General features: G+C 58.1%; 20 protein-coding genes and 1 tRNA gene. 6 read left to right on the forward strand and 15 right to left on the reverse strand.

Features of this window, described 5'->3' with window-relative positions; translation table 11 throughout:
* Positions 1-57: 57 nt before the first annotated feature.
* Positions 58-840 (reverse strand): DUF1134 domain-containing protein, encoded by a 783-nt coding sequence (locus tag BOSE62_RS13345; RefSeq protein WP_159647004.1) that lies wholly within the window; start codon positions 838-840, stop codon positions 58-60.
* A gap of 224 nt (positions 841-1,064) precedes the next feature.
* Between BOSE62_RS13345 and BOSE62_RS13350 the strand changes: the two genes are divergently transcribed.
* A tRNA-Ser gene (locus BOSE62_RS13350) sits at positions 1,065-1,154 on the forward strand.
* 404 nt (positions 1,155-1,558) lie between these two features.
* On the opposite strand, the gene BOSE62_RS13355 is transcribed toward BOSE62_RS13350, so the two are convergent.
* On the reverse strand, positions 1,559-1,711 hold the full coding sequence (locus BOSE62_RS13355; RefSeq protein ID WP_159647006.1) for a hypothetical protein: 153 nt from the start codon (positions 1,709-1,711) through the stop codon (positions 1,559-1,561).
* A 340-nt stretch (positions 1,712-2,051) separates the two neighbouring features.
* On the opposite strand from BOSE62_RS13355, the gene BOSE62_RS13360 reads away from it, so the two are divergent.
* The 5 genes from BOSE62_RS13360 (at position 2,052) to BOSE62_RS13380 (ending at position 8,897) form a co-directional block, all read left to right on the forward strand.
* The gene (locus BOSE62_RS13360; RefSeq protein ID WP_159648049.1) at positions 2,052-2,894 is read left to right on the forward strand and encodes a hypothetical protein; all 843 of its coding nucleotides are present in this window, start codon (positions 2,052-2,054) and stop codon (positions 2,892-2,894) included.
* 351 nt (positions 2,895-3,245) lie between these two features.
* The gene (locus tag BOSE62_RS13365) at positions 3,246-4,685 is read left to right on the forward strand and encodes an O-antigen ligase family protein (RefSeq protein ID WP_159647008.1); all 1,440 of its coding nucleotides are present in this window, start codon (positions 3,246-3,248) and stop codon (positions 4,683-4,685) included.
* A 163-nt stretch (positions 4,686-4,848) separates the two neighbouring features.
* A complete protein-coding gene (locus BOSE62_RS13370; RefSeq protein WP_159647010.1) occupies positions 4,849-5,553 on the forward strand; it encodes a polysaccharide biosynthesis/export family protein in 705 nt (234 codons plus the stop codon).
* Positions 5,554-5,568: 15 nt separating this feature from the next.
* Positions 5,569-7,710 (forward strand): GumC family protein, encoded by a 2,142-nt coding sequence (locus BOSE62_RS13375; RefSeq protein ID WP_159647012.1) that lies wholly within the window; start codon positions 5,569-5,571, stop codon positions 7,708-7,710.
* Between the two features lie 38 nt (positions 7,711-7,748).
* On the forward strand, positions 7,749-8,897 hold the full coding sequence (locus BOSE62_RS13380; protein WP_159647014.1) for a hypothetical protein: 1,149 nt from the start codon (positions 7,749-7,751) through the stop codon (positions 8,895-8,897).
* A 77-nt stretch (positions 8,898-8,974) separates the two neighbouring features.
* Here BOSE62_RS13380 and BOSE62_RS13385 read toward each other — a convergent pair whose 3' ends face one another.
* From BOSE62_RS13385 to BOSE62_RS13445, 13 genes are all read right to left on the reverse strand, one after another.
* Positions 8,975-10,108, reverse strand: a complete 1,134-nt coding sequence (locus tag BOSE62_RS13385; protein ID WP_328799782.1) for a DegT/DnrJ/EryC1/StrS family aminotransferase — start codon at positions 10,106-10,108, stop codon at positions 8,975-8,977.
* A gap of 2 nt (positions 10,109-10,110) precedes the next feature.
* Complete coding sequence (locus tag BOSE62_RS13390; RefSeq protein ID WP_159647016.1) at positions 10,111-10,737, reverse strand: acetyltransferase; 627 nt, start codon at positions 10,735-10,737, stop codon at positions 10,111-10,113.
* Entirely contained in the window at positions 10,734-11,318 is a 585-nt protein-coding gene (locus tag BOSE62_RS13395; RefSeq protein ID WP_321326641.1) for a sugar transferase, read from the reverse strand. Before BOSE62_RS13395 ends, BOSE62_RS13390 begins: the two co-directional genes overlap by 4 nt.
* A 5-nt stretch (positions 11,319-11,323) precedes the next feature.
* Positions 11,324-11,467 (reverse strand): hypothetical protein, encoded by a 144-nt coding sequence (locus BOSE62_RS13400; protein WP_201295736.1) that lies wholly within the window; start codon positions 11,465-11,467, stop codon positions 11,324-11,326.
* 37 nt (positions 11,468-11,504) lie between these two features.
* Entirely contained in the window at positions 11,505-12,647 is a 1,143-nt protein-coding gene (locus BOSE62_RS13405; RefSeq protein WP_159647018.1) for a glycosyltransferase family 4 protein, read from the reverse strand.
* 69 nt (positions 12,648-12,716) lie between these two features.
* Positions 12,717-13,850 (reverse strand): non-hydrolyzing UDP-N-acetylglucosamine 2-epimerase, encoded by a 1,134-nt coding sequence (wecB, locus tag BOSE62_RS13410; RefSeq protein WP_159647020.1) that lies wholly within the window; start codon positions 13,848-13,850, stop codon positions 12,717-12,719.
* Entirely contained in the window at positions 13,847-14,536 is a 690-nt protein-coding gene (locus BOSE62_RS13415; RefSeq protein WP_159647022.1) for a hypothetical protein, read from the reverse strand. The genes wecB and BOSE62_RS13415 overlap by 4 nt, the downstream gene beginning before the upstream one ends.
* Before the next feature lie 22 nt (positions 14,537-14,558).
* Positions 14,559-15,668, reverse strand: coding sequence for a polysaccharide biosynthesis C-terminal domain-containing protein (locus BOSE62_RS13420; protein WP_159647024.1), 1,110 nt, complete (start codon positions 15,666-15,668; stop codon positions 14,559-14,561).
* 1 nt (position 15,669) lies between these two features.
* On the reverse strand, positions 15,670-16,704 hold the full coding sequence (locus BOSE62_RS13425) for a polysaccharide biosynthesis protein (protein ID WP_159647026.1): 1,035 nt from the start codon (positions 16,702-16,704) through the stop codon (positions 15,670-15,672).
* Complete coding sequence (locus BOSE62_RS13430; RefSeq protein WP_159647028.1) at positions 16,694-17,932, reverse strand: glycosyltransferase; 1,239 nt, start codon at positions 17,930-17,932, stop codon at positions 16,694-16,696. The genes BOSE62_RS13425 and BOSE62_RS13430 overlap by 11 nt, the downstream gene beginning before the upstream one ends.
* Positions 17,929-19,815, reverse strand: a complete 1,887-nt coding sequence (locus tag BOSE62_RS13435) for an acyltransferase family protein (protein ID WP_236554192.1) — start codon at positions 19,813-19,815, stop codon at positions 17,929-17,931. The genes BOSE62_RS13430 and BOSE62_RS13435 overlap by 4 nt, the downstream gene beginning before the upstream one ends.
* Positions 19,816-19,938: 123 nt before the next feature.
* Positions 19,939-20,841 (reverse strand): sulfotransferase domain-containing protein, encoded by a 903-nt coding sequence (locus tag BOSE62_RS13440; RefSeq protein ID WP_159647032.1) that lies wholly within the window; start codon positions 20,839-20,841, stop codon positions 19,939-19,941.
* Positions 20,838-21,953: a glycosyltransferase gene (locus BOSE62_RS13445; RefSeq protein WP_268893909.1), complete on the reverse strand. Its 1,116-nt coding sequence runs from the start codon at positions 21,951-21,953 to the stop codon at positions 20,838-20,840. The genes BOSE62_RS13440 and BOSE62_RS13445 overlap by 4 nt, the downstream gene beginning before the upstream one ends.
* Positions 21,954-21,959 lie beyond the last annotated feature (6 nt).

Here is a 21,959-nt window from a genome sequence, read left to right on the forward strand (position 1 = left end):
CGCGGGAAGGGGATGGCGTGCCGGGCCGTATCGCTCAGGCTGTTGGTGGTGAGCCGGTCAGAACGGCAGCCATTTCTGCTTCTTGCTGAATTTCATATAGCCGACATTGGCGCCAAGCCGCAGGCCCGCGCCGAGTCGCACCGGAATCAGAACCTTGTCACCGCTACGCAAGTAGCTGACGTGGAAGCCGCCGATGAAATAGGCCGCGCCTTCGCCCGCCGGGAAGCGCTGATAAAGTTCTTCGGTGTCATAGAGATTATAGACCAGCACGAAGGTGTTTGCGGCATTGCCGCCAACATCAAAGCCGATGGACGGTCCGGTCCAGTAGACCGGGCGTTCGCCCTCGACCTTGTGATAAAGCTTGCCCGAACCGTAGCGCAATCCGACGACAAAAGCGCCGCTGGCTTCCCGTCCCGCAATATAGGCATTGGGCCGGCCCTGCTTCTTGAGAATATCCTCGATCACCTCGGCGAGGCCTTTTGCGCCCTTGCCGAACACGCCTTCGGCCGCGCCGATCAGGTCATCGTCCTGATAGGTGTTGCTGTCCTCGATCGCTGCACCGATGCTATCGCCGCCTTGAGCGCCGGTTGCAGCCGAACTGGAGGGGGCGATAATGTCGGCATTGAGGTCGCTATCCAGTGGCGCATCCTCCACGGTGGCCGACCGGGAGCTGTCGGGTTCAAAATTTCCGTCATAATCGGGTGCGGCCAGATCGGCATCGATCACGTCATTCGGATCGACAGTTTCGACCTGCGCAGATGCGGGCGACAGCGCCGGTGCACCGGCGAGAGCCAATATGGCAAATAGACCCAATGATTTCTTCAAGCATAACCGTAACATGGGCAAACTCCTTCCGGTTACCAGCCGAATACAGGCTCTCGGCCGTCGACTATGACCACGCAATGAACGGACGACGAACGGACTCGATTCTGCGGCGATCCGAGTCCCCCCAGCCCTGCTTTCACCGGTTCCGGATTTTTTCCGGCAGGAATCCAAAGGGGCCAATTTTCCCGTTGCAGCCAGCGCTATCCGCCGTTATAGCGCTTTTTCAAGCCAAACTGCGTGGACACGTGGGTGAGCGGCTGAAACCACCTCCTTGCTAAGGAGACAAGCCTTTACGGGCTTCGAGGGTTCGAATCCCTCCGTGTCCTCCACTCCCTTGTTCCTATCATTGCTGAAAATGCCAATTCCTTAGCTTAGGCCTTTGGAAATGGCGACGTTCGTGTCACGCGCCGTCGCTTGCCGTTCCCTGCTAGCCCGACCACGGTGAGGGTAATAATATGTGAAAAAGAAATATGGCCGGGCTGACAGCGACGGCAGCACGTCGAGGATTAATTCCGACATCGCGGGGGCTGCTGGCTCCAGTTGCAGGCCAGATGTGTGGGGGCGGGAGAACCAACCCCACGGCACAGGAGAGGTTTGCCGCAACCAATAGGCGCGCCTAGATAGGGGGGAATCTAAATTTTCCAGCTGTCAATCCGCAGCGATAACGTTGTTACGGATTCTTTTTCGCGCGCCGGGCAGTGGTCTAGGGGCAACACATTAACCAGCGGCGGGTTTAGCTCGGCCCATAACTGGAGGTCTCAGACGGGGCGTTGTAATATTTTCCCTCAGTTCCATCGCGCATATCTGAAAAAACAATCAGCGCGGGTTTTTCATAGGTCAGTTTGTTGTCTTTGACGATTTGATCTTTCCCGTCTGAATTTTTCATTTTGCTTCCTTGTTTTACAATGGCCAGCACGGCGGCAAGATCATGTGATCTGCGACCATGTACCGAAGGCCGACATTTAATCGGGGCAAGATTGAAAGCAAGCGAACTCCGTGTTCCGCACTCGCCAATTCCCGACCATCGCTGACTTCTTCGCCCGCTTTTTGTCAGTTGGTGTGGAAGCGCTTCGTGCTGCTTGCTTGCCGCTCGGTCAACCGGTGCCGATGAAGCGCAATGGCATCAAGACCGTTTAACGCGTGCAGCGGAACCGCGCATTATTTCTTCTTGCCTCGCTGATAAATTATTATAATGAAACATAAAAAGGGGGAAATATTCAGTGAAAATGAAACTTGTGGTGCCCATTCTGGCGCTCCTAACTGCCGTGCCTGCCATGGCAGAGACCTTGAGCAACGATACGGTGCTGTCGATGATTGGCCTCGGCCTGGGCGATGAAGCCATTGTCGCGAAAATCCGCACTTCGGATTCCGAATATGACCTGTCGATCGATTCCATGGTGAGTCTGAAAAACCAGGGTGTTTCGAGCGCCGTTATCGCGGCGATGATCGAGGCGCAGGAAAGCAACAAGGCGAGTGCGCCGGCGATGGCGCCGGATTCGCCAGATCCCATGGTCCCGCATCCGGCGGGCGTGTACCTGCTGGACGAGACCGGGGAAGCCGCCAGAATGGTGCGGATCGATTCTACCATTTCCAATCAGGCCAAAACCGGTGGTATATTGGGCTACGCAATTACCGGCGGCCTCGCGTCGATGAGCGTTAAGGCGTCCATTCCCAATGAGACGGCTCGTGCGGGAACAGATTCACAGACGCCTGTTTTCTATATGTTTTTTGACGAATCCAATCCGGACACTGTGGTTCAGGCCAGTAGCTGGCAATCCGGTTCGGCCCAGACAATCAACTCTCCCAACGAGTTCACGCTGATCAAGCTCAAACAGAAAAAGGGACGCCGTGAAGCGCGGGTCGGCAGCATGAATATCGGTGGTACGAAAGTCGGTGTGATGGACAAGGATCAGCACCAGTTTGATTATGAGATTGTCCGGCCCGGCGTCTACAAGGTTGTCGCCCAAGAAGTTCTCGAGCAGGGTGAATATGGTTTTATCTACGCCTTGAACGGTGGCGCCGCGGGAGGCGCGCTCACGGCACGTATTTTTGATTTCACCATTTACTAGGCCCGGGGCTGCATGGGTGGATGCTTTTGATCTGGCGGTGGCCATGGTAGCGCCACCGCCGCCTGAGCTAAGGCACGCCGCGCCTGCGCTCGCTTTCAAGGCTGAAGCGGCCAAACCGGCGTGATCGAGCAGCAGGCCGTTCGCATGAATAGTGCCGGTCCCTGCATTCGTCCGGTTCCTTCTTTTGTGGAGCGCTGCCGGAAGTTTGCGCGTCATACCGTGCTGATGGCCTGATGGCTTGGTTTCAAGCGGGCCGGCCACGCGATGCGACATGAATTGCATTGACTATCCGTTCCCGCCCGATCATCAATTCCGCACGCCATCGCGATTGCAGTTCACAATATTTGGGCCATGATGAATAACAGAAAAAGCAGGAATATAGCTCCGAAAGGCGGGATTGCCGACCGCGCTTTGCTGCTGGTGCTGGGGGCTTTTATCACTGCTATCTGCCTGTTGGGTGGCAGCGTTCGCGGCGATGCGGTGCAGCTGATAGTGCTGCGGCCGGCCGCTTGCCTGGTGGCCGGCTATGCTTTGTATCAGCTTGGAGCGAGTCGCGCGGGCGGACAAAAGGTTCAGGGGCTTGCGCCGCTTTACGCGGGGCTGGCGGTGCTGGCCGTCTGGATGATCATCCAGCTCATACCCTTGCCCTATCAAATATGGTCCGAATTGCCGGGCCGGGCGCTGATCGCCAAGCTTGATGCGGCCGGCGGACAGAGGGGCCTGTCGCGTCCGCTGTCCTTTTCGCCTTCGCGAACGGCCAATTCGCTGGCCGCGCTGATCGTCCCGCTAGCGGCCCTTCTGTTATTTCATCGCTATCCGAACCGGCGGAAAAAGGACTTTCTCGCGCTGATCATTGTCATTGCTCTCGGCAATTCGCTGCTGGGTATCCTGCAGATCCTCGGTCCCAGCGGCGGTCCGCTCTATTTCTATGAATTCACCAATGCAACAGAGGCCGTCGGTTTCTTCGCCAATCGCAATCACTCCAGCGTATTCTCGGCAGTGGCGCTGCTGATCATCAGCTATATCTATTCGCAAAACTGGCGCTTTTTCCGCCTCGACAGGAAATATACCAACATGGTCCTGGTCACCATCTATCTGCTGATTTTCCTGTCGTCGATCCTGAACGGGTCGCGTGCCGGATTTCTATGTGGCGGCATAGCGCTTTTCCTCGGTCTGGTCCTGTATAATCTCAGGCCCGCGGATGCCAAGGGACCCGGCATGAAGCAGAGCCGGAAAGTCGCATCGATCATCGGTTCGGTTGCCATTGTGGCGTTCAGCCTGACGCTGATTCTGCTGTTCTTTGCCTCGGATCGCGTCCCGGCTGTCACCCGTCTGATCGAAGCTGACAATATGTCGAACCTGCGGACGAGCGCGATGCCGACGCTGCTGGAAATGATCGGCACCTATTGGCCGTTCGGCACCGGCTTTGGCACGTTCGACAAGGCCTATTTCATTCATGAACCGAACGAATTGCTGATGCCCAGCTATTTCAATCAGGCGCATAATGACTGGCTGCAGATGATCATCGAAGGGGGCGCGCCGGTAGCGGTGCTGGCGATTGCCGGAATCCTCTTCTATTTTGCTGCTGTTCTGAAACTGTTCGTCCTGACCGCAAGTAATCGCGCGCATCTGTTTTTCTGGTTCGGCATCATGACCATATTGGGGGTCGCCAGTCTGGTCGACTATCCCCTGCGAACGCCATTATTCAGTGCGGTCGCTGTCTGGATCGTGGCTCTGCTGCTTGCAGCGCGGCGCAATCCGGAAGCTCTCGGCTTCATCAGGGATCCATGATCCACCCTCGTTTTCGGCCCTTGTCTGGCCGAAGAATCCCCCGGTTCATTGGCTCCGGAGAACGCAGGTTCATCACCCGTTCGGAAATAGCGATGGATCGAGGTTGCCTAATCGCAAATTGCTGTTTACGGCTGAATTCCGTTGTGTGGATTAGAGAGTGGAAATGAAAATCCAATTGAAACAATTGTTCATTTTAGCGATATCGGGGGCTCTGCTAAGTGCCTGCGCAACCGCACCGATCGGTATGTCGAGTGATATCGAGCTGACCACATTGGAAGAGCTTCCCGCCAGCACTGCCGGGTCGCCTTATCAGGTCCGCCCGCTTGAAACTCTGGAAATAGCTGTTTTCGGATCGGAGTTGCTGTCCGGAACCTATCTGCCGGATGAACAGGGCCGGCTGAATTTTCCTTTGATTGGCCAGGTCGACACGGAGGGATTGACACCTTCGGGAGTCGAGGATGTGCTCGAGGATAAATTGCGCGGGCAATATATTCTCAATCCGCAAGTCACCGTTCGACCGACCAAATTGCCGGAGTTGACCGTTTCGATCGGCGGTGAAGTGAAAAAACCGGGAACCTATACATCCTCCAACTCGCCCACTTTGCTGCGCGCGGTCTATAATGCCGGCGGCCTCTCGGACTATGCGAAGTCTCAGGAAGTGCTGGTATCGCGGACGGTAGACGGTCAGAAATATATCGGTGTCTATAATCTTACCGCGATCCAGCGGGGAAACTACCCGGATCCCGCCATATATCCGAATGACGTAATTGCCGTGGGCGATTCCCCTTCAAAACGTTTCCTGCAGGGTCTGCTGGCATATGTTCCGCTTCTAACAAATACTGCTGTTCTGATCGACAGAGTAAGATGATAGGTTGATTGAATAATGGCAACGAACCTCCAAACTGCGAGATCAGCCGGTGAACGTGACCCATTTGAAGCGGAAGCGCCGGATTCCATAAGCCTCCACGATCTGGAGCGTTTCTGGCAGCAGGCCATCAACCTGCGCTATGTGATTCTCGGCATCATTGTCTTTTCGCTCGTGGTCGGCTTGATCATGACGCTCTTGCAGACGCCTCTGTACCGGTCGACGGCGCGGATCGAGATCAGCCAGATCGAGTCCGATGTGACCAATATCGGCGACGTCGAACTGCAGAATATCTCGAAAGACCGGCAGTATTTTGCCACCCAATATGAACTTCTCCAGTCCCGCAGCCTCGCCAACCGGGTTGTCAGCGCCGGTAATCTGACTCGCGACAAGAAGTTTCAAGAAGCTTTCGGACTGGGGGAAAAGGGAGTCTCGGACACCGCCGCGGCCAATATTTTGCTCGCGGATATTTCCATTCAGCCAATCGAATTCTCGAACCTGGTCGATATCAGCTTTTCCAGCCCGGATGCGCAACTTTCCGCTCAAATCGCCAATCTCTGGGCGCAAGAATTTCTGGGCATGAATTATGACAAAAGATTCGGCTCCAATGCCCAGGCCCAGAAGTTTCTTGGCGACCAGATTTCGGAAATGCGGGAAAAGCTCGAACGGTCCGAACAGGAACTGATCGACTATGCCAATGCAAACGAGATCGTGAATATCGCGCCAATCACTTCAGAGGATGGATCCGCTGGTGGTGGCCAGACTTTGGCTTCATCGGAACTCTCCGCCTTGAGCGGAGATCTGGCGCGCGCAACCGCGGCGCGGATCGAGGCCGAAAGCGCCTTGCGGGCGAGCGCGGCGGCAGCCGGAACCGGCGGCACATCGGCTGTGCTGAAATCCCGGTTGTCCGAGGTGCAGGCCAAGCTTGCCAGCCTGAAATCACAATTCGGTCCCTCTTATCCGCAGATCGTCGCTCTGGAGGCGGAAGAGGCGTCCCTGAAATCCTCGATGCAGGGGGCATCGCAAGACATATCCAGAGAATTGCAGGCGAACTTGCAGAAAGCTCTGCTCCAGGAGCAGGCCTTGCAAAGAGCATTTGATCGCGCCAAATCCGGTTATCTGGGGCAGCAGGGGCAGGGTGTCCGGTACGGAATATTGAAACGCGAAGTCGATACGAACCGTCAACTTTATGATGCGCTTCTGCAACGGTTCAAGGAAGTCGGTGTTGTCGGCGCGGGCAAGAACAACATGGTCATGGTCGACAAGGCCGAAATAGCGCGGAGTCCCTATGAGCCGTCTCTGACACGCAATCTGCTTCTGGCCTTCCTGTTCGGTGCCTTCGCGAGTGGCGCTCTGGTAATCCTCCGAGAAACCATGGATCAGAGTATCCGCAACCCGGCCGATGTGAAGCGGGTTCTCGATCTGCCTGTTCTGGGCCTCATTCCGCTGATTCCGGAAGACGCTATCAATGAGCAGCTCGAGGACAAGAAATCCGAACTGAACGAAGCCTATCAGGCAACACGGACGAATCTGAATTTCCTGACGGACAAGGGCGCGCCCGGTACGATCATGTTCACTAGTACGCGGCCAGATGAAGGCAAGACCCTCACCGCGGTTGCCGTCGCCGAAAGCTTCGGCCATCTGGGCAAGCGGGTATTGTATATGGATGCCGATTTGCGCAATTCCGGCCTGCACGAAATCTTTGAAAATGTGCCCCAGCCGGGCGTGGGATTGAGCGGCTTTCTGGCCGGGAATGACGATTTCGCGAAAAGCATCGTTTCGCTGGATTCGCACCCGTTCGATATTCTACCCAGTGGCCGGAAACCACCCAATCCGGGGGAATTGCTGGCCGGAACGCGGCTGCAGTCACTGCTCGAGCAGCTGGGCACCAGATATGATCATGTCATCATCGATAGCCCGCCCGTCCTGGGACTGGCGGATGCACTCGAGATTGCATCGGTCGCCGATGGCGTCGTTTTCGTGGTCGAGGCCAATAGCGGCAAGATCCGGACGATCCAGCAGGCTCTGAGCAGGCTCGAAACCAGTGGTGCCCGCATATTCGGTGCTATTGTAACCAAGCTGGATGACCGCAATCAGACCTACGGCTATGGTTATGGCTATGGTTACGGGCATAGCTATGGTGAAAAAGACGATAGTTGAACGATGATCAATGCGCTGATCCAAGCAAGATGAACTGGATGAAAGCAGCTGTCCTGTCTGTCGGGGCCGTCGCTTTGAGCGCTGCGCTGGCCATGCAGGCCTTCACCAATGCTCTCGCCAATGATCAGCCTGCCGTTGCCGCAGGGGCCTTTCCCTTGAACGGATTTGCACTGGAGCGCGTCGCCCTCGACCGGCTCAACAGCCAGGCAGAGGAACCCCTTTCTCCCCTGGCCAGAAAGATTTTGGCACAGGAACCATTGTCACCGGTATCCTGGACGATTTTGGCCCTTGATCAACGGGATGAGGGAGCAAAGAACCGGATTTTGCTGGCCGCATCTGAACTCAACCGCCGCACTCTGATGCTGCAGTCCAATCTGTTGTTGCTATATGCCTCACGCGATGATTTCGCCAACAGTATCGCAGTGCTCAACCAGATACTGACCGTTTCGCCCGAGCAACAGAAAACCATGTTTCCGATCCTGATTCAGGCGCTGAAGGACGAACGGTCGGTTCCGGAATTTGCGCAGGCGTTGAGCCTCGAGCCGGACTGGGCCAATCCGTTCTTGCAAGCCGCAGCAGGGGATCGCGACGCGCTCTTCAATCTCGCGCGATTGCGAATGAGCCTGTTTGACAAGCTGGCCGTTGAACCGGACACGGACCGAGCCATAGTGGACGCGTTGGTCAGGGCCGGCGACCTGGATTCGGCATTCGCACTCTATCAGAGAATTTCCGGGCCAGGTTCTGACAATCTGGCTGGCACGACCAGCCGGCAGGGCAAGCTTGGCTGGAGCAGCGAAATGCCGCCGTTTGACTGGCGGCTCAACAAAGGTTCCGGAGAGCGCGCGCAAATTGTCGATGATCCCGAGCGGCTGGAGTTTTTTGTCAGGCGAGGAAAAGCCGGCATTCTGGCCGAGCGGATCATTTCGGTACCGCAATCTTTCACGCTCAGGGTGACGCATGAAATCTCGCCCGTGGAACAGCTTGAAGACGTCAGGATCGCGCTTCAATGTGAGAATAGCGAGACCGGCTTTTTTGACCAGCCACTGACGAAAAGCCCCAGCATTTTCCCGGTCGGACCGCTGCCGTCCGATTGTGCAGCCGTCCGCCTGTCCCTGCTGGCGCGGGCCTGGTCCGACAAGGATAATCTGAACGGGCAGATTCATTCCATCCAGATCAGTGCACGCTGATTTTAAACGCAGCCGTCCGGCGCATCAGCATAGCGCGCAAGGCCCGCTTATCCACCAGCGGCTGACGGGACTTGCGCTTAGCCTTTTCTATCCAGCAGGATCTGGATCCGCTCGATAACCTCGTCTTGCTGATCATCCGTCATGTCGCTTCCCGAGGGCAGGCACAGGCCGTTTGCAAACAAGCTTTCGTCAATTCCGGCACCATGATAGGGTGTGCCGGTATAAAGGGGCTGCATATGCATCGGTTTCCATAGCGGTCGCGCTTCGATTTCATGCTCCAGCAGCATCAGTCGGATGTCTTCGCGCGATACGCCGGTCAATGCCGGGTCGATGGTCAGGGCGGTAAGCCAGCAAGTGGAACGCTGTCCTTCGGGTTCCGGCATGAAGGCAATGCCTGGGCGGGACAGGGCCTTGCGGTAGCGTTGACAGATCGTCCGTCGTCTGGCGACGCGATCGTCCAGCACCGCCATCTGTCCCAGACCGATCGCGGCGCAGATATTTGACAGCCGGTAATTGTAGCCGAAGGTGGAATGTTCGTAATGCGGGGCAGGGTCGCGCGCCTGGGTCGCGAGAAAACGCGCCTGTTCGGCCCAGTCCTTGTGCCGGGTGACCAGCATGCCGCCGCCTGAGGTGGTTATGATCTTGTTGCCGTTGAACGACAGGATCGCTGCGTCGCCGCCGCTGCCGGCCTTGCGCCCGCCCAGATAGCAGGCGCCGAGGCTTTCGGCGCTGTCGAGAACGAGCCGGATATCATATTGTGCCGCCAGCGTTTCAAGCGCGTCGAGATCGACGGATTGACCATAGAGATCGGTCGGGACAATGGCTTTCGGCAGGCGATCTTCCCGGTCGGCAACGGCCAATTCGTCGGTGAGCCGCGCGATATCGATGGTCCAGCTGGCCGGGTCGAGATCGAAAAAACGGGGCGTTGCGCCGAGATAGTTGACCGGGAAGATGCCACCGGCAAAGGTCATGGACGAAATCCACACCTCGTCACCGGTGCCGACACCGGCGATGCGCAACGCGAGGTGCAGCGCGGCCGAACCGGAAGACAGGCCGACGCAATGCAGGTCGCCGCCGAGATACTCGCCGACGGTGGCCTCGAAAGCCTCGAGCTGCGGTCCCAGTGGAGCAACGAAGTTCGAGGCAAAGGCCTCGGCTACATATTCCTGTTCCCTGCCGGACATATGGGGGCGTGAAAGATAGATGCGCATGATCAGTCCTTGATTAGTGGCCGGGCCGGATTGCCGACAACGGTTTGGCCGGCCGCCACATCCCGGATGACAACCGCGCCCATGCCGACGGTGGCGCCGGCACCAATGGTTATTCCCTGCCGCAGAATCGCGCCGGAACCGATATAGGCATGGTCGCCAATGGTGACATTGCCGTTGGCCTTGGCGCCAGGGGCGAAGGTGACATAATCACCGACAACACAGTCATGTTCGACATAGGAATAGAGATTGGCGTGGAAACAGCATCCGATCGAGATATTGGATGTCAGCGTTACAAAAGGCGAGAGGCAGGCGCCCGGACCAATCGCTACTTCGTCCATCTGCACGACCGATGCCGCCCGCGCTTCAACCAACGGAATATCTGCTGCGGCACATTTATCAGCCAGACGCTGACGAACTTTCGAATCCCCAATGGCAATCGATACCGCCTTGTCGCGATTTTCGCGCTCCAGAAAAGCGGGCCAGTCGACAATATCCTGTCCGTTCACGCGGCCGGGTGCCTGGCCGTCATCGATGAACAGCAGATCGGCTCCGGCATATTGTCCGCGCAACAACGGCAGGATGCCCCGGCCACAACCGGATGCGCCATAGACGCCGATCAGTCGCTTCATGATTGCGGGCCGGTAAATTTTGGCATGGTCGCTTCCCCTGCTGCCGAGATGCCTTCGCGCTTCAGCACCTTGCGGATCGTGAGCCAGATGATCTTCAGATCAAGCCAGATAGTCCGGTTGTCAACATACCAGACATCAAGTGCGAATTTTTCGTCCCAGGAAATCGCGTTGCGGCCATTGATTTGCGCCCAGCCGGTAACGCCGGGACGGACATTATGCCGGCGCGCCTGTTCGGCGGAATAGAGCGGCAGATATTCCATCAGCAACGGACGCGGACCGACAAGGCTCATGTCGCCTTTCAGCACATTCCACAGTTCCGGCAGTTCGTCGAGCGAGCTGGATCTGAGGCTGCGGCCCAGCGGGGTCAGCCGCTCGCTATCGGGCAATAGCTGGCCATTTGCTCCGGTTGAATCCCGCATGGTCCGGAATTTCATCATTTCAAACGGCTTGCCATCGCGCCCGGGGCGTGTTTGGCGGAACAGCACAGGCGACCCCATCCCGCGCCGGATCAGGATCACCAGGATCAGCATCAGCGGCGACAGCAGGATGAGGCCGGTGGCGGCGCCGGCAATGTCAAACATCCGCTTCACCATGACCTGAGAAGCCTCTGGTCCGTGCAAAGCCCATCCATATGGTGGCTTGTGAGGGGGATGATCCAGCCAATCAGCCAATGGTTGCGCGCTTCGCCAAGGTGCGCGCCTTCCGGCATATCGGCATCTGCTATCTTCACGCCATTTTCCCTTGTGCGGCCCCGTACATGTCCCGGCTTATATTCCCTGTGTGTCGCCCTCGATCACCGCGATCATGTCGCGGTTTACCCGGTGCACATCGAACCGTTCCCGTGCCAGACGATGGGACGCGTCTGACATCTTTAGCAACTCTCCGCAAGATGCGCTGGCCAGCCTGTCCATGGCCCCGGCCAACGCCGCCGCATCGCGCGGAGGCACCAGCATGCCGTTGCTCCCGCCGTCGAGTGTCTCGCGGCAACCGGGCATGTCGGTGGTGATGATCAGCCGACCCAGCGCCAGCGCCTCGAGTAGCGAGCGCGGCACCCCTTCGCGATAATAGCTCGGCAGAACCACGACATGGGCTGCGCGCATCAGGGGCCGTACATCGGCGACCTGGCCGTGCCATGTCAGCACCTGCTCGGCCTGCCAGCGGTCGATCTCCTCGGCGGTCACGCTGTCCGGGTTGCTGTCGAGCCCGCCGATCAGGTCGAACTGCACCTGTGGATGGCGCTCGCGGGTGCGGCGCGCCGCCGCGGCAAATTCGCGCACGCCCTTAGAGGCGATCATCCGCGCGACCAGCACGAAGCGCATCGGCCCGTCGGGCAGCGGCACCCGGGCGAAACGGTCGAGATCGATGCCCGAGCCATCGACAACCCGTGTCTGCGCACCGGCCCCCACAATGGCGCGTTTGCGGAACAGCGCTAGATCGTCGCGATTCTGGAACACCACCATATCCGCGCGGTTAAGCGCGGCGCGATAGAGGCCCGAGACCAGCGCCGTCAGCAACCGTTGCCTGGCGCCCGTTCCCTCGTTGAACGACAGACCCAGCCCGGTAATCAGCGCCACGCGGCGCGGCACCCGCGCCAGCCAGGCCGCCAGCGTGCCCCAGATGACCGGCTTGACCGTATAGCCCATCATAACATCGGGCTGCAGCCGCCGCATCAGCCGCGCCAGCGCGGCGAGCAGGCGCAGATCGGCCAGCGGCGACAGGCCGGTGCGGTCCATCGGCACATCATGCGGGGTGATGCCCATCTCGCGCAACCGCTCCGCCTCGACGCTGCTGGCGCCAAGCCCCGGCGCCGCCGCATGGACCTCATGCCCGCGCGCCACCAGGGCCTGCAGCAGCGGCCCCCGGAAATTCAGCAGCGATCCGGCAAATCCGGCAATGATTATGAAACGCATGGGATTATCTGTTCTGCCGGTGTGCCACAGCGGAAGCGACGTTGACCTCGGGAGGATATTGCACGGTTCTCAGCCTTTCCGCCAAACCACCCGGTTCACAAAATCGGTGTAGCTGTGGATGATCCGGACGATTTTCTCCGACACATTGTCCGGTGCATAATCATCGACCAGATGCAATGCCCGTTCCTCGCCGCGGGGCTGGGTCTGGAGGATTTCCAGACCTTGCAGCACGCGTTCTGGGTTCATGCCGACCATCATCACCGCCGCTTCCTCCATGCCTTCGGGCCGTTCGTGGGTTTCGCGGATATTGAGCGCAGGGAAATTGAGGATCGAGCTTTCCTCGGTGATCGTGCCGCTGTCCGACAGCACAGCGCGGGCGTTCATCTGCAGGGCGTTATAGTCGGAAAAGCCGAAGGGTTTCATCTGCTGCACCCGCGGGTCCAGTTTCGCGCCCGTGGCCTCGATCTTGTTGCGGGTGCGCGGGTGGGTGGAGAGGATCACCGGCAGTCCGAACCGATCGGGCAGCATGTTGAGAATTTCTACCAGCCCCTCGAACTGGCGCGGGTCCTCGATATTTTCCTCGCGGTGCGCGCTGACCACGAAATAGCCGTGCTTTTCCAGACCCAGCTGTTCCTGGACATTCGAGGCGGCAATCCGGTCGCCATAGGCGGACAGGACTTCGCGCATCGGGCTGCCGGTGACGATCACCCGCTGCGGATCCAGCCCCTCGCGCAGCAGATATTCGCGCGCGATCTGGCTGTAGGTCAGGTTTATGTCGGCGGTATGGTCGACGATCCGGCGATTGATCTCCTCGGGCACGCGCATGTCGAAACAGCGGTTTCCGGCTTCCATGTGGAAAGTGGGAATCTTCAGCCGCTTGGCGCTGATCACCGCGAGGCAGCTGTTGGTGTCGCCCAGCACCAGCACCGCGTCGGGCCGGTGTTCGGCGAGTATCTTTGCGGATTTGGCGATGATATTGCCGATTGTCTCGGCGGCGGTGTCGCCCGCCGCTTCCAGAAACACATCGGGCTGGCGCAGGCCGAGATCCTCGTAGAAAATCCCGTTGAGCTCATAATCGTAATTCTGCCCGGTGTGGACGATCAGATGGTCACAATGCCGGTCGAGCGCGCCCATGACCCGGGACAGCCGGATCAGCTCCGGCCGGGTGCCGACGATAGTGGCGATTTTGAGTTTTTTTGTCATTTGTCCTGTTCTTCCTGAACGCGTAGAATGATCGCCGAAATTTGGTAGTTTTTGACGAGGTAGCTCAGGCCCGAAGCGCGCGACCTGGTTCTTTCGATTCCACCACGAAACGTTACCATTCGCGCGATGTCGCCCGCTATTGATTTTAGCGACTGAAATGATGTTCTCGTGCGGCGCAGGTCGGACCATCGTCCGCCATCCACCAGAATCTCGCTGTCCACAATCCGGGTACCAGGAAACAGAGCATGTATTTCCTCCGGGGATGGCCGGAACATCGTGTCAATCGGATCAAGATGATAGGGATAATCGTAGGGCACTGTAACGATGATATATCCGCCCGGTCGAACAAAGCTCTTGCAGGCGTCGGCGAATGCGGCGGGATCAACAAGATGTTCGAGAAGATTGCAAAGCAGAAGCGATTTAGCCTGGACGTCTTGAAGTTTCGCGCAGACATCCGGATCGAAAATATCGCCGACGATCTCGACGCCTTCGGCATCTCGAAGATCGGTAGTGACAATCCGTACGCCTCTTTCCCGCAGTGGAGCATGAACAAACTGCTCGATATGGGGCTTTGCAATTGTTCGGAATGCGAGACTGGAGGAACCGATTTCCAGCAGCGGTGACAATTCCGCAACATCCATTTCGGCCAGATGTTCTTGTAACCATCTTGATTCGATCAGTCTCATATATTCTATCCCGAAAATTGCATCATGAAGTCAGCCGGTGCGCAATCGTATCCGGACGGTCCCGGTCGAACAGCTCGTTGGCCCAGAGCATGCAGATCAGCTCGTCCTCGCCGATATTGGTGATGTCATGGCTCCAGCCCGGCACGGTTTCCACGACGATGGATTCCGCGCCATATGTGTCGAGCGCGTGGGTCTCGCCGCTGTCCATATTGTAGAAACGGAACCGCGCCCGCCCTTTCAGGACGAGGAATTTCTCGGTCTTTGCATGGTGATAATGGCCGCCGCGGGTGACTCCGGGACCGGCGGTGAAAAAGCTGAACTGGCCCGAATGTTCGGTTCGCAGCATTTCGGCGAAGACACCGCGCTCGTCGCCGTGGCGGGTGACGGGATAGGCGAAATCATCCACCGGCAGATAGCTGATATAGGTGGCATAGAGCGCCCGCCCGAGACCGGTGCCGGTTTCGCCCACCGTGTGCGTCTCGCGGATGGCGCGATATTCGCGCAACCGGTCTGCGAGCTCCTGCAGGGTGATGCGATATTCCGGCGCGATTGCAGTGATCTGGGCGCCGCTGCCCGGCGAGGCCAGCCAGGCCAGCCAGCCGGTGATCACGTCATCGACATGGACCAGCCGGACCTCGGCGTCCGGAGCGCTGATCGTGATCGGCAGATCGCGGGCGATATTGTGGCAGAAGGTGGCGACGACCGAATTGTAATCCGGGCGGCACCATTTGCCGAACACATTGACCAGCCGGCAGATATTGACCGGCGCGCCGCTGTCGCTGGCCAGCGCCTGAAGATGGGTTTCCGCGTTCGCCTTGGTCCGGCCATAAGGCGTGTCGCGATCCACCTGGATGGTGGACGCCGCAATCACCGGAATGGCAGCGGACCGGTCGCGCAGCAATGCGCACAGCTGCGCGGTATAATGATCGTTGATTTCCTCGAATTCCGCTTCCGTGTCCGGCCGGTTGGCGCCGGCCAGATGGACCACCGCTTCCGCCTGCTTCACCATGTCGGCCAGATCGGCGTCGCTGGTGGCGCGGGTCGCGCCAAGCACGTCATGGCCTGCTTCGCGCAGGCGCAGCGCCAGATTGCGGCCGATGAAACCATTTGCTCCGGTAATCAGGACCTGCATGTCAAACCTCGGAATCTGCCGGTTCGCCGGCCATCGTGGAACGGATGAAGGGAAGCTGCAGCAGCAGCTCTTTCATGCCCTCGACATCAAGCTGTTGCGTGTTTTCCGACGTATAGTCAAAGGATTCGCTGATCCGGCTTTCCCCGGATTCGACATAGACGCCGTAATTCAGGTCGCGCATGTCGGCCGGAACGCGATAATATTCTCCCAGATCAACCGATTGGGCGAGCTCCTCGCGCGAGAGCAGGGTCTCGTGCTTTTTCTCGCCGTGGCGGGTGCCGAGTATATGGATCGGATGGTCGGGTTTCCCGAACAGGTCCAGCAGTGCTTCGGCCAGGACCCTGATCGTCGCGGCCGGCGCCTTCTGCACCAGCACATCGCCCGTCGCCCCGTGTTCATAGCCGAACAGGACCAGATCGACGGCGTGGTCCAGCGTCATCATGAAGCGGGTCATGTCGGGATCGGTGATGGTCAGCGGCTCGCCCGCCTGGATCTGGCGCACGAACAGCGGAATGACCGAGCCGCGCGAGGCCATGACATTGCCATAGCGGGTGCAGCAGATGGTCATGCGCTCCGGGTCGATCGCGCGGGCCTTGCCGGTGGCGACCTTTTCCATCATCGCCTTGGACGTGCCCATCGCATTGATCGGATAGACCGCCTTGTCGGTGGACAGGCAGATCATCCGCCTGACGCCGGAGCGATGCGCCGCATCGATCGTGTTGGCAGTGCCCAGGACATTGGTGTTCACAGCTTCGAGCGGAAAGAATTCGCAGGACGGAACCTGTTTCAGCGCCGCCGCGTGAAACACGAAATCGACGCCGTGCATGGCGTCCGAGAGGCTGTCCCGGCTGCGCACGTCGCCGAGGAAGAATTTGAGCTTGTCGTTGCGATACAGCTTGCGCATATCGTCCTGCTTCTTCTCGTCGCGGCTGAAGATACGGATTTCGCGGACATTGCTGTCCAGAAAGCGCCGCACCACGGCATTGCCAAAACTGCCGGTGCCGCCGGTGATCATCAGGCAAACATCATCTAACATGAACATCATTCTCCATAAGGGTCCGGTCGGGGCCGGGCGCGTTGCATTGCGCCAGCAGACGGACAAGGGCTTCGCTGTGAACTTTATAATCAAAATCGGCTTCGGCTGTCGCGCGAGCGGCGCGGCGCATCGCCGACAATTGTGCCGGATCGAGCGTCAGCGCCCGCTCGAGAATATTCGCCAGGTCGCCGGGGTCGTGGGATGGGCAGACCAGACCGTTGACACCATCGTCCAGATGCTCTGCAAGGTCCGAAGTCAGGTTGGTGATCACCGGCGTCCCGAGGCTGAGACTCTCGCCGAACTTGGTCGGGAAGCCGGCGGTCGACACCCGGTTGATCCGGCGCAGAAAGATGGTGAAATCGGCAGCGCGCGTGATCGCGACCGATTGCTCGTGCGTGACCCGGCCGTGCAGCGTCAGACCCGGAGGCACGGCATCGTGGCCGTGCAGGCCGGGCAGGGCCAGCACTTCCGCCGCAGTTGGGCCGGCGATATCGAGGCGGATGCGCGCCCCTTCCGGGTCGAGCCGCATCAGGGCGGTGACGACCGTGTCGAGCAGATCGTTCGAGGCCGACCCGCAATAGGAGAGGTGCAGCCGGCCGTCATCTGACCGGTTCTCCAGCACCGGTTCCAGCGCCGTGACGTCGAGAGTGGGCGGCACTTGCGCGACCGCGAGCCCGCGCCGCCGGTAATAGTCGGCGAGATAGGAGGAGATCGCGACCACGCCGTCCAGCCGGGGGATCAACACGCGCATCGCCAGTTCGATATTCCACAGATAGGGCGACTTCAGAAAGCCGGCGGTGCTGCTGGCCGTATACCATTCAACGGCGTCGAAGATCAGCGGGATATTGCGCCGCCGGGCCATGCCGGTCAGCTGCAGCAAATAGGGTGAATAGCCGCTGTACAATATGATCGCGGCGGGCGGCGTTGGCGCGCGCGCGATCCAGTCCCGCGTGCGGCTGCCGGTAAAGATATAGCGGGCCCGCTTCAGCGCGCGCGGCAGATGCTCGGCATCGCGCTCGCCGGTCGAGGCGAGGCTGATCCCCGGAGCGAAAGGCCGCGCATCGCCGCCCGAGCGGTCGATCTGGGCCGAGATGATCGTCACCCGATAGCCAGCCGCGACCAGCGACTGGGCGTTGCCCAGCACGCGCCGCGCGCCCGCCCCGCCTTCGGGAAAGTCGAAGGGGACGACATAGGCGATCCAGGGGGAGTGATGAGTCTTTTGGCTCACAATGGATTTAATCCCGAAAATTGAGGTGCGGAGAAAAGGCGATATCCCAAGTATGATGCTCCCGCGGGCGTCAGGTGCCGACCGTCGTAGGTGATTATCCTTCCAGATTCATTGAACGCTGGGCAGCGATTGCCGTCGCAGAGTATAGTCAACGGGTCCACAAACACCTCTTTCCCAAGTGCGTCAGATAACATGCCATTGGCTGCCAAAGCGCCCTTTCGGGGTCGCACACGGAGATCCACCGCGTCAGTCAGGCTATTCTGGATGAGGATTTTTCGATCACGTTCGAAATCCTTCGTACCAATCACTCGCAGCACCGCATCACTGCGCGAACTTAATGCTTTGATAGTGGCAACGGAGGAATCCATCCTACGACTGTTCCAAAAGAACGCCATTAAAATGATGTCGGCTTGATCAATGCGTGAATCCGTGCGGAGCTGCTGCCACGCCTCGCGACAACGAGAGAGATAGCGTGCTGATATCTTGGCTTCAGCTTCTTTTCCGCCCAAACTAGCTCCGCAACGCGCAGGTATATTCAAGGCAGCAATCTGATCATCTGCAAATGCGTGGTTTGCGCGGATCATGTTGAACAAATCTTGAGAAAAGGAATCGCCGATGATCAGCACCCGTCGTCCTGATGCCTTGCTTTCGAAAGACCGCGCCAAAGCCTCCGCATATTCGGAGCTGTCTGTATAATCCGTGGAATCAGCTGCTGAGATGGCGACAACATCGCGTTGCCATGTTGGATAGCTATCAGCAAAACCGGCCCGAGCGAGAATAATTGTAGCGGCAAGAATGCATATTGCGGCCGTCGATATCACCCATGTCAGTAAAAGCTTGGAGGGCATGCGCTGACGATCCCGGAAGGGCCTTTCTATCCATCGCCAACTAATTGCAGCTAAAATGAAAGTCACAACCGATAGTAGGAGTAGCACCGATAATGGCGCCTCTCCACCGAAATGTAGACGGGCAAACACGAACAGCGGCTGATGCCACAAATAAGCGCTGTAGCTTACAAGACCAATCGAGACGACAAAAGGTAAGGAAAGCACCTTACCGGAGCCGCTCGTAGGTCGTGAAAATCCAATCACTAGCGCCGTGCCAACCACAGGGATCAGCGCATATCGACCTGGAAAAGGCGTGATTTCAGAAAATAGAGGAACCGAAATTGCGATCATCGCGAGGCCTATCCAGCCAGCCATGGCCGCAGGGCCCGGGAACCGAACAACTGCTGTATCGAGCCGACTGAAATGCATAGACACCAGTGCTCCCATACCCAGTTCCCAAGCCCGGGTCGGCAAAATGAAAAACGCTACATCGGGTTGGCGCGTGGACATCCAGTCAGCGAGTATAAAGCTGATCAAAACAATCGCCCAGAGGAGCCCAAAAACCCATCGGCGACCCAACCGCGCTGCCAGCATCAGCAGAGCGGGCACAACGAAATAGAACTGTTCTTCTACCGCAAGGCTCCAGAAATGAAGTAGCGGTTTTAGTTCAGATGCCGTTTGGAAGTATCCGCTCGACAGCAAGAAGTGTATGTTTGCAGCAAATAGCTGTGTGGCTATCAGGCTTTTTGCATAATCGACCAGTTGATCGGGGTACATGGTCAGCAGAGCCACAGGTATTGTCAGCACCGAAACCAGCAACAATGGGGGGAGTATTCGGCGAATTCGCCTCTCATAGAAATTGCGGTAGGAAAATTTCCCGGCTTCGATATCGCTCAGAATTATCCGTGTAATCAGAAAGCCACTGATGACGAAAAATACATCGACACCCACAAAGCCGCCGGAGAAGCCTGGCATGTCCGCGTGGTAAAATAGCACGACCAGAACGGCGACCGCACGTAGACCATCAATCTCTGGTCGGTAATTGCGCGCATTCATCTTGAGCACCTATCCAGCTCTTTGATCCCCTTGATCAATGCCGAGAGCGCATCCAGCTGGCTAGCGTCGTCAAGCAGTACAGCAGAACAGCGACCGTTCGTTAGTGCAGGGCGCTTTAGTTGGCTACCAATAGAGAGCATCTGGGAACTCCCGCTGCAGTTTTTCTCGATCAGCCTTGTAATATTCCTGAAGCAGTGACTTTGATTCAGGCGTCAGAACATCCTTATGCGCGATCGGATTGGTGAAAGGCCATCTTCCGAGCAAAAAGGAGAAGCCGCGACCGGCATTCCGCAACAGTTGCGATGACCGATATTCCTTGCGCGAACGTCCCAGCGAGTAATGATAGGTCAGGGCGTTTGGCAGCTTGCGGAAAAAGGCGCGCCGATAATCATAGCTGCCGACGTTTTTTTCGCGTTTTGCTGGAATTTGATCCGGGTCGAACGGCACTTGCAGAAAGGTGCAGAGCCGCTGCGTAACCGTGCCAAAATCTTGCTGTATCGCCTTCTGGCTAGTGACGAAAATACTGTCAGCGCCATAGACATCCCGGACATGTGTCAGGCTGGAGTGATAAATTCCGTTTCTCAGCAGCGCCGTTCCCACTATGTGTTTTGACAAATAGTCGCCGTGAAACATCGCGTGGACGGCGCGGTTTATTTCCATGACCGGAAGCTTGGCGCTGTTCATCAAATGGAAGTAATGGGACACAAAACGACTGACCGGCTCCCGGCAGACCATGATCATCTTGCAATCGGGGGAATGGTCCTTGAGCCGGTCGATGGCTACTATATCGGTGAATATGGTCGGCCGCTTTATTCCCTTCAGCTGCCCGTCTGCCGCGCCGGACAAATCAAGCTGGCGCGCGACACGACCCTGTTCGAAATCCGGCGACTCAAAACATGCCAATTCCCCAAGCGGCAAATAAAGCGACGGGTGATTATGCAAAAAATGCTGGACGGCCGTGGAAGCCGATTTTTGCGCGCCGATTATGGCGAAATCTATCCGGGTGTCGGAGCCGCGGGTAGTCATTTGCTGACCTTTCCAGAAAACAGCAGTTCAATCATGTCCAGTTTGTGCGCATCATCGAGCAGGGCGGCGGGCAAGCGGTCATTGGACAATGTTTCGCGGAGCGCATCATCCTTCATAAGCTTGTGCATCGCATCAAAAATGGAATCGGCATCCTGCTCGGCGATCAAGCCGGTCTCGCCGTGCACCAGTTGCTCGTCGACCCCGGATACGCGGGTGGCCACGATCGGTTTTCCCATGATCTTGGCTTCATTGACGACGCCGCACAGGCCTTCGTAATTCGACAGCATCGCCACCAGGTCACACTCGGCATAAGCGGGAAAGGGGTTTTCGATGCGGCCAAGCAGATGCACATGCCGACCCAGATCCCGTGCGGCTATCTCGGCTTCGATGTGGTCGCGGTTGGGGCCGTCACCCAGCACGAACCAGTCGAAATCCAGACCCGCATCCAGCAGTCGGCGCGCCACCTGTGTCATGCGGGTCAGTCCCTTGGCTTTTTCATGCAGGCGACAGACTGAAATAATGCGCAGCGCTCCGTCGCGCCGGGGCGGAAAGGGGGGCGGCTCGGCCCGCGCCCGCGCCCGCATCTCGTCGGGATCGAGGATATTATAGACCACATGGACCTTGTCCGCCACCTCCGGCACTGCTGCAACTAGCGACTGGCGGGCGACATCCGAGACGCAGACATAGCTGGTGAATGCGTGAAGGTTGCGCCGTACCCGATTCACTATGTCCTGGCTCCTGCTCAATTGCGACAGGTCGTTCCGGACAAAATGCAATTTGTTGCTCGCCCGAACAACATGTCGGATGACCCAAGTCGGTGCTCCGGTCATACCAACCGCCGCTCCGTCATATCGTCGCAAAGCCAAACGCAGAGCTGCTAACGCTCCCAAGCCACCACGGAGCATTCGAACCGCGGGATTTTCTGACCGTAGTCCTGGCCGCAAGTGCACGATCTTTATCGATGGCGCCAGACGGTCTACCAGTGCGCCGCCACGCTCGGTCAGCACCAGCGTTATGCGCGCTCCACGCGCCTCTAGGGCGTTGAGAAGCCGTAGCGTGGACATTTCGGCGCCGCCTATATTGAATTGCGAAAGGTGAAAGAGAATTTTCACGTCGCC

The organism is Sphingorhabdus sp. 109, from assembly GCF_902506555.1.
Classification (GTDB): Bacteria; Pseudomonadota; Alphaproteobacteria; order Sphingomonadales; family Sphingomonadaceae; genus Parasphingorhabdus.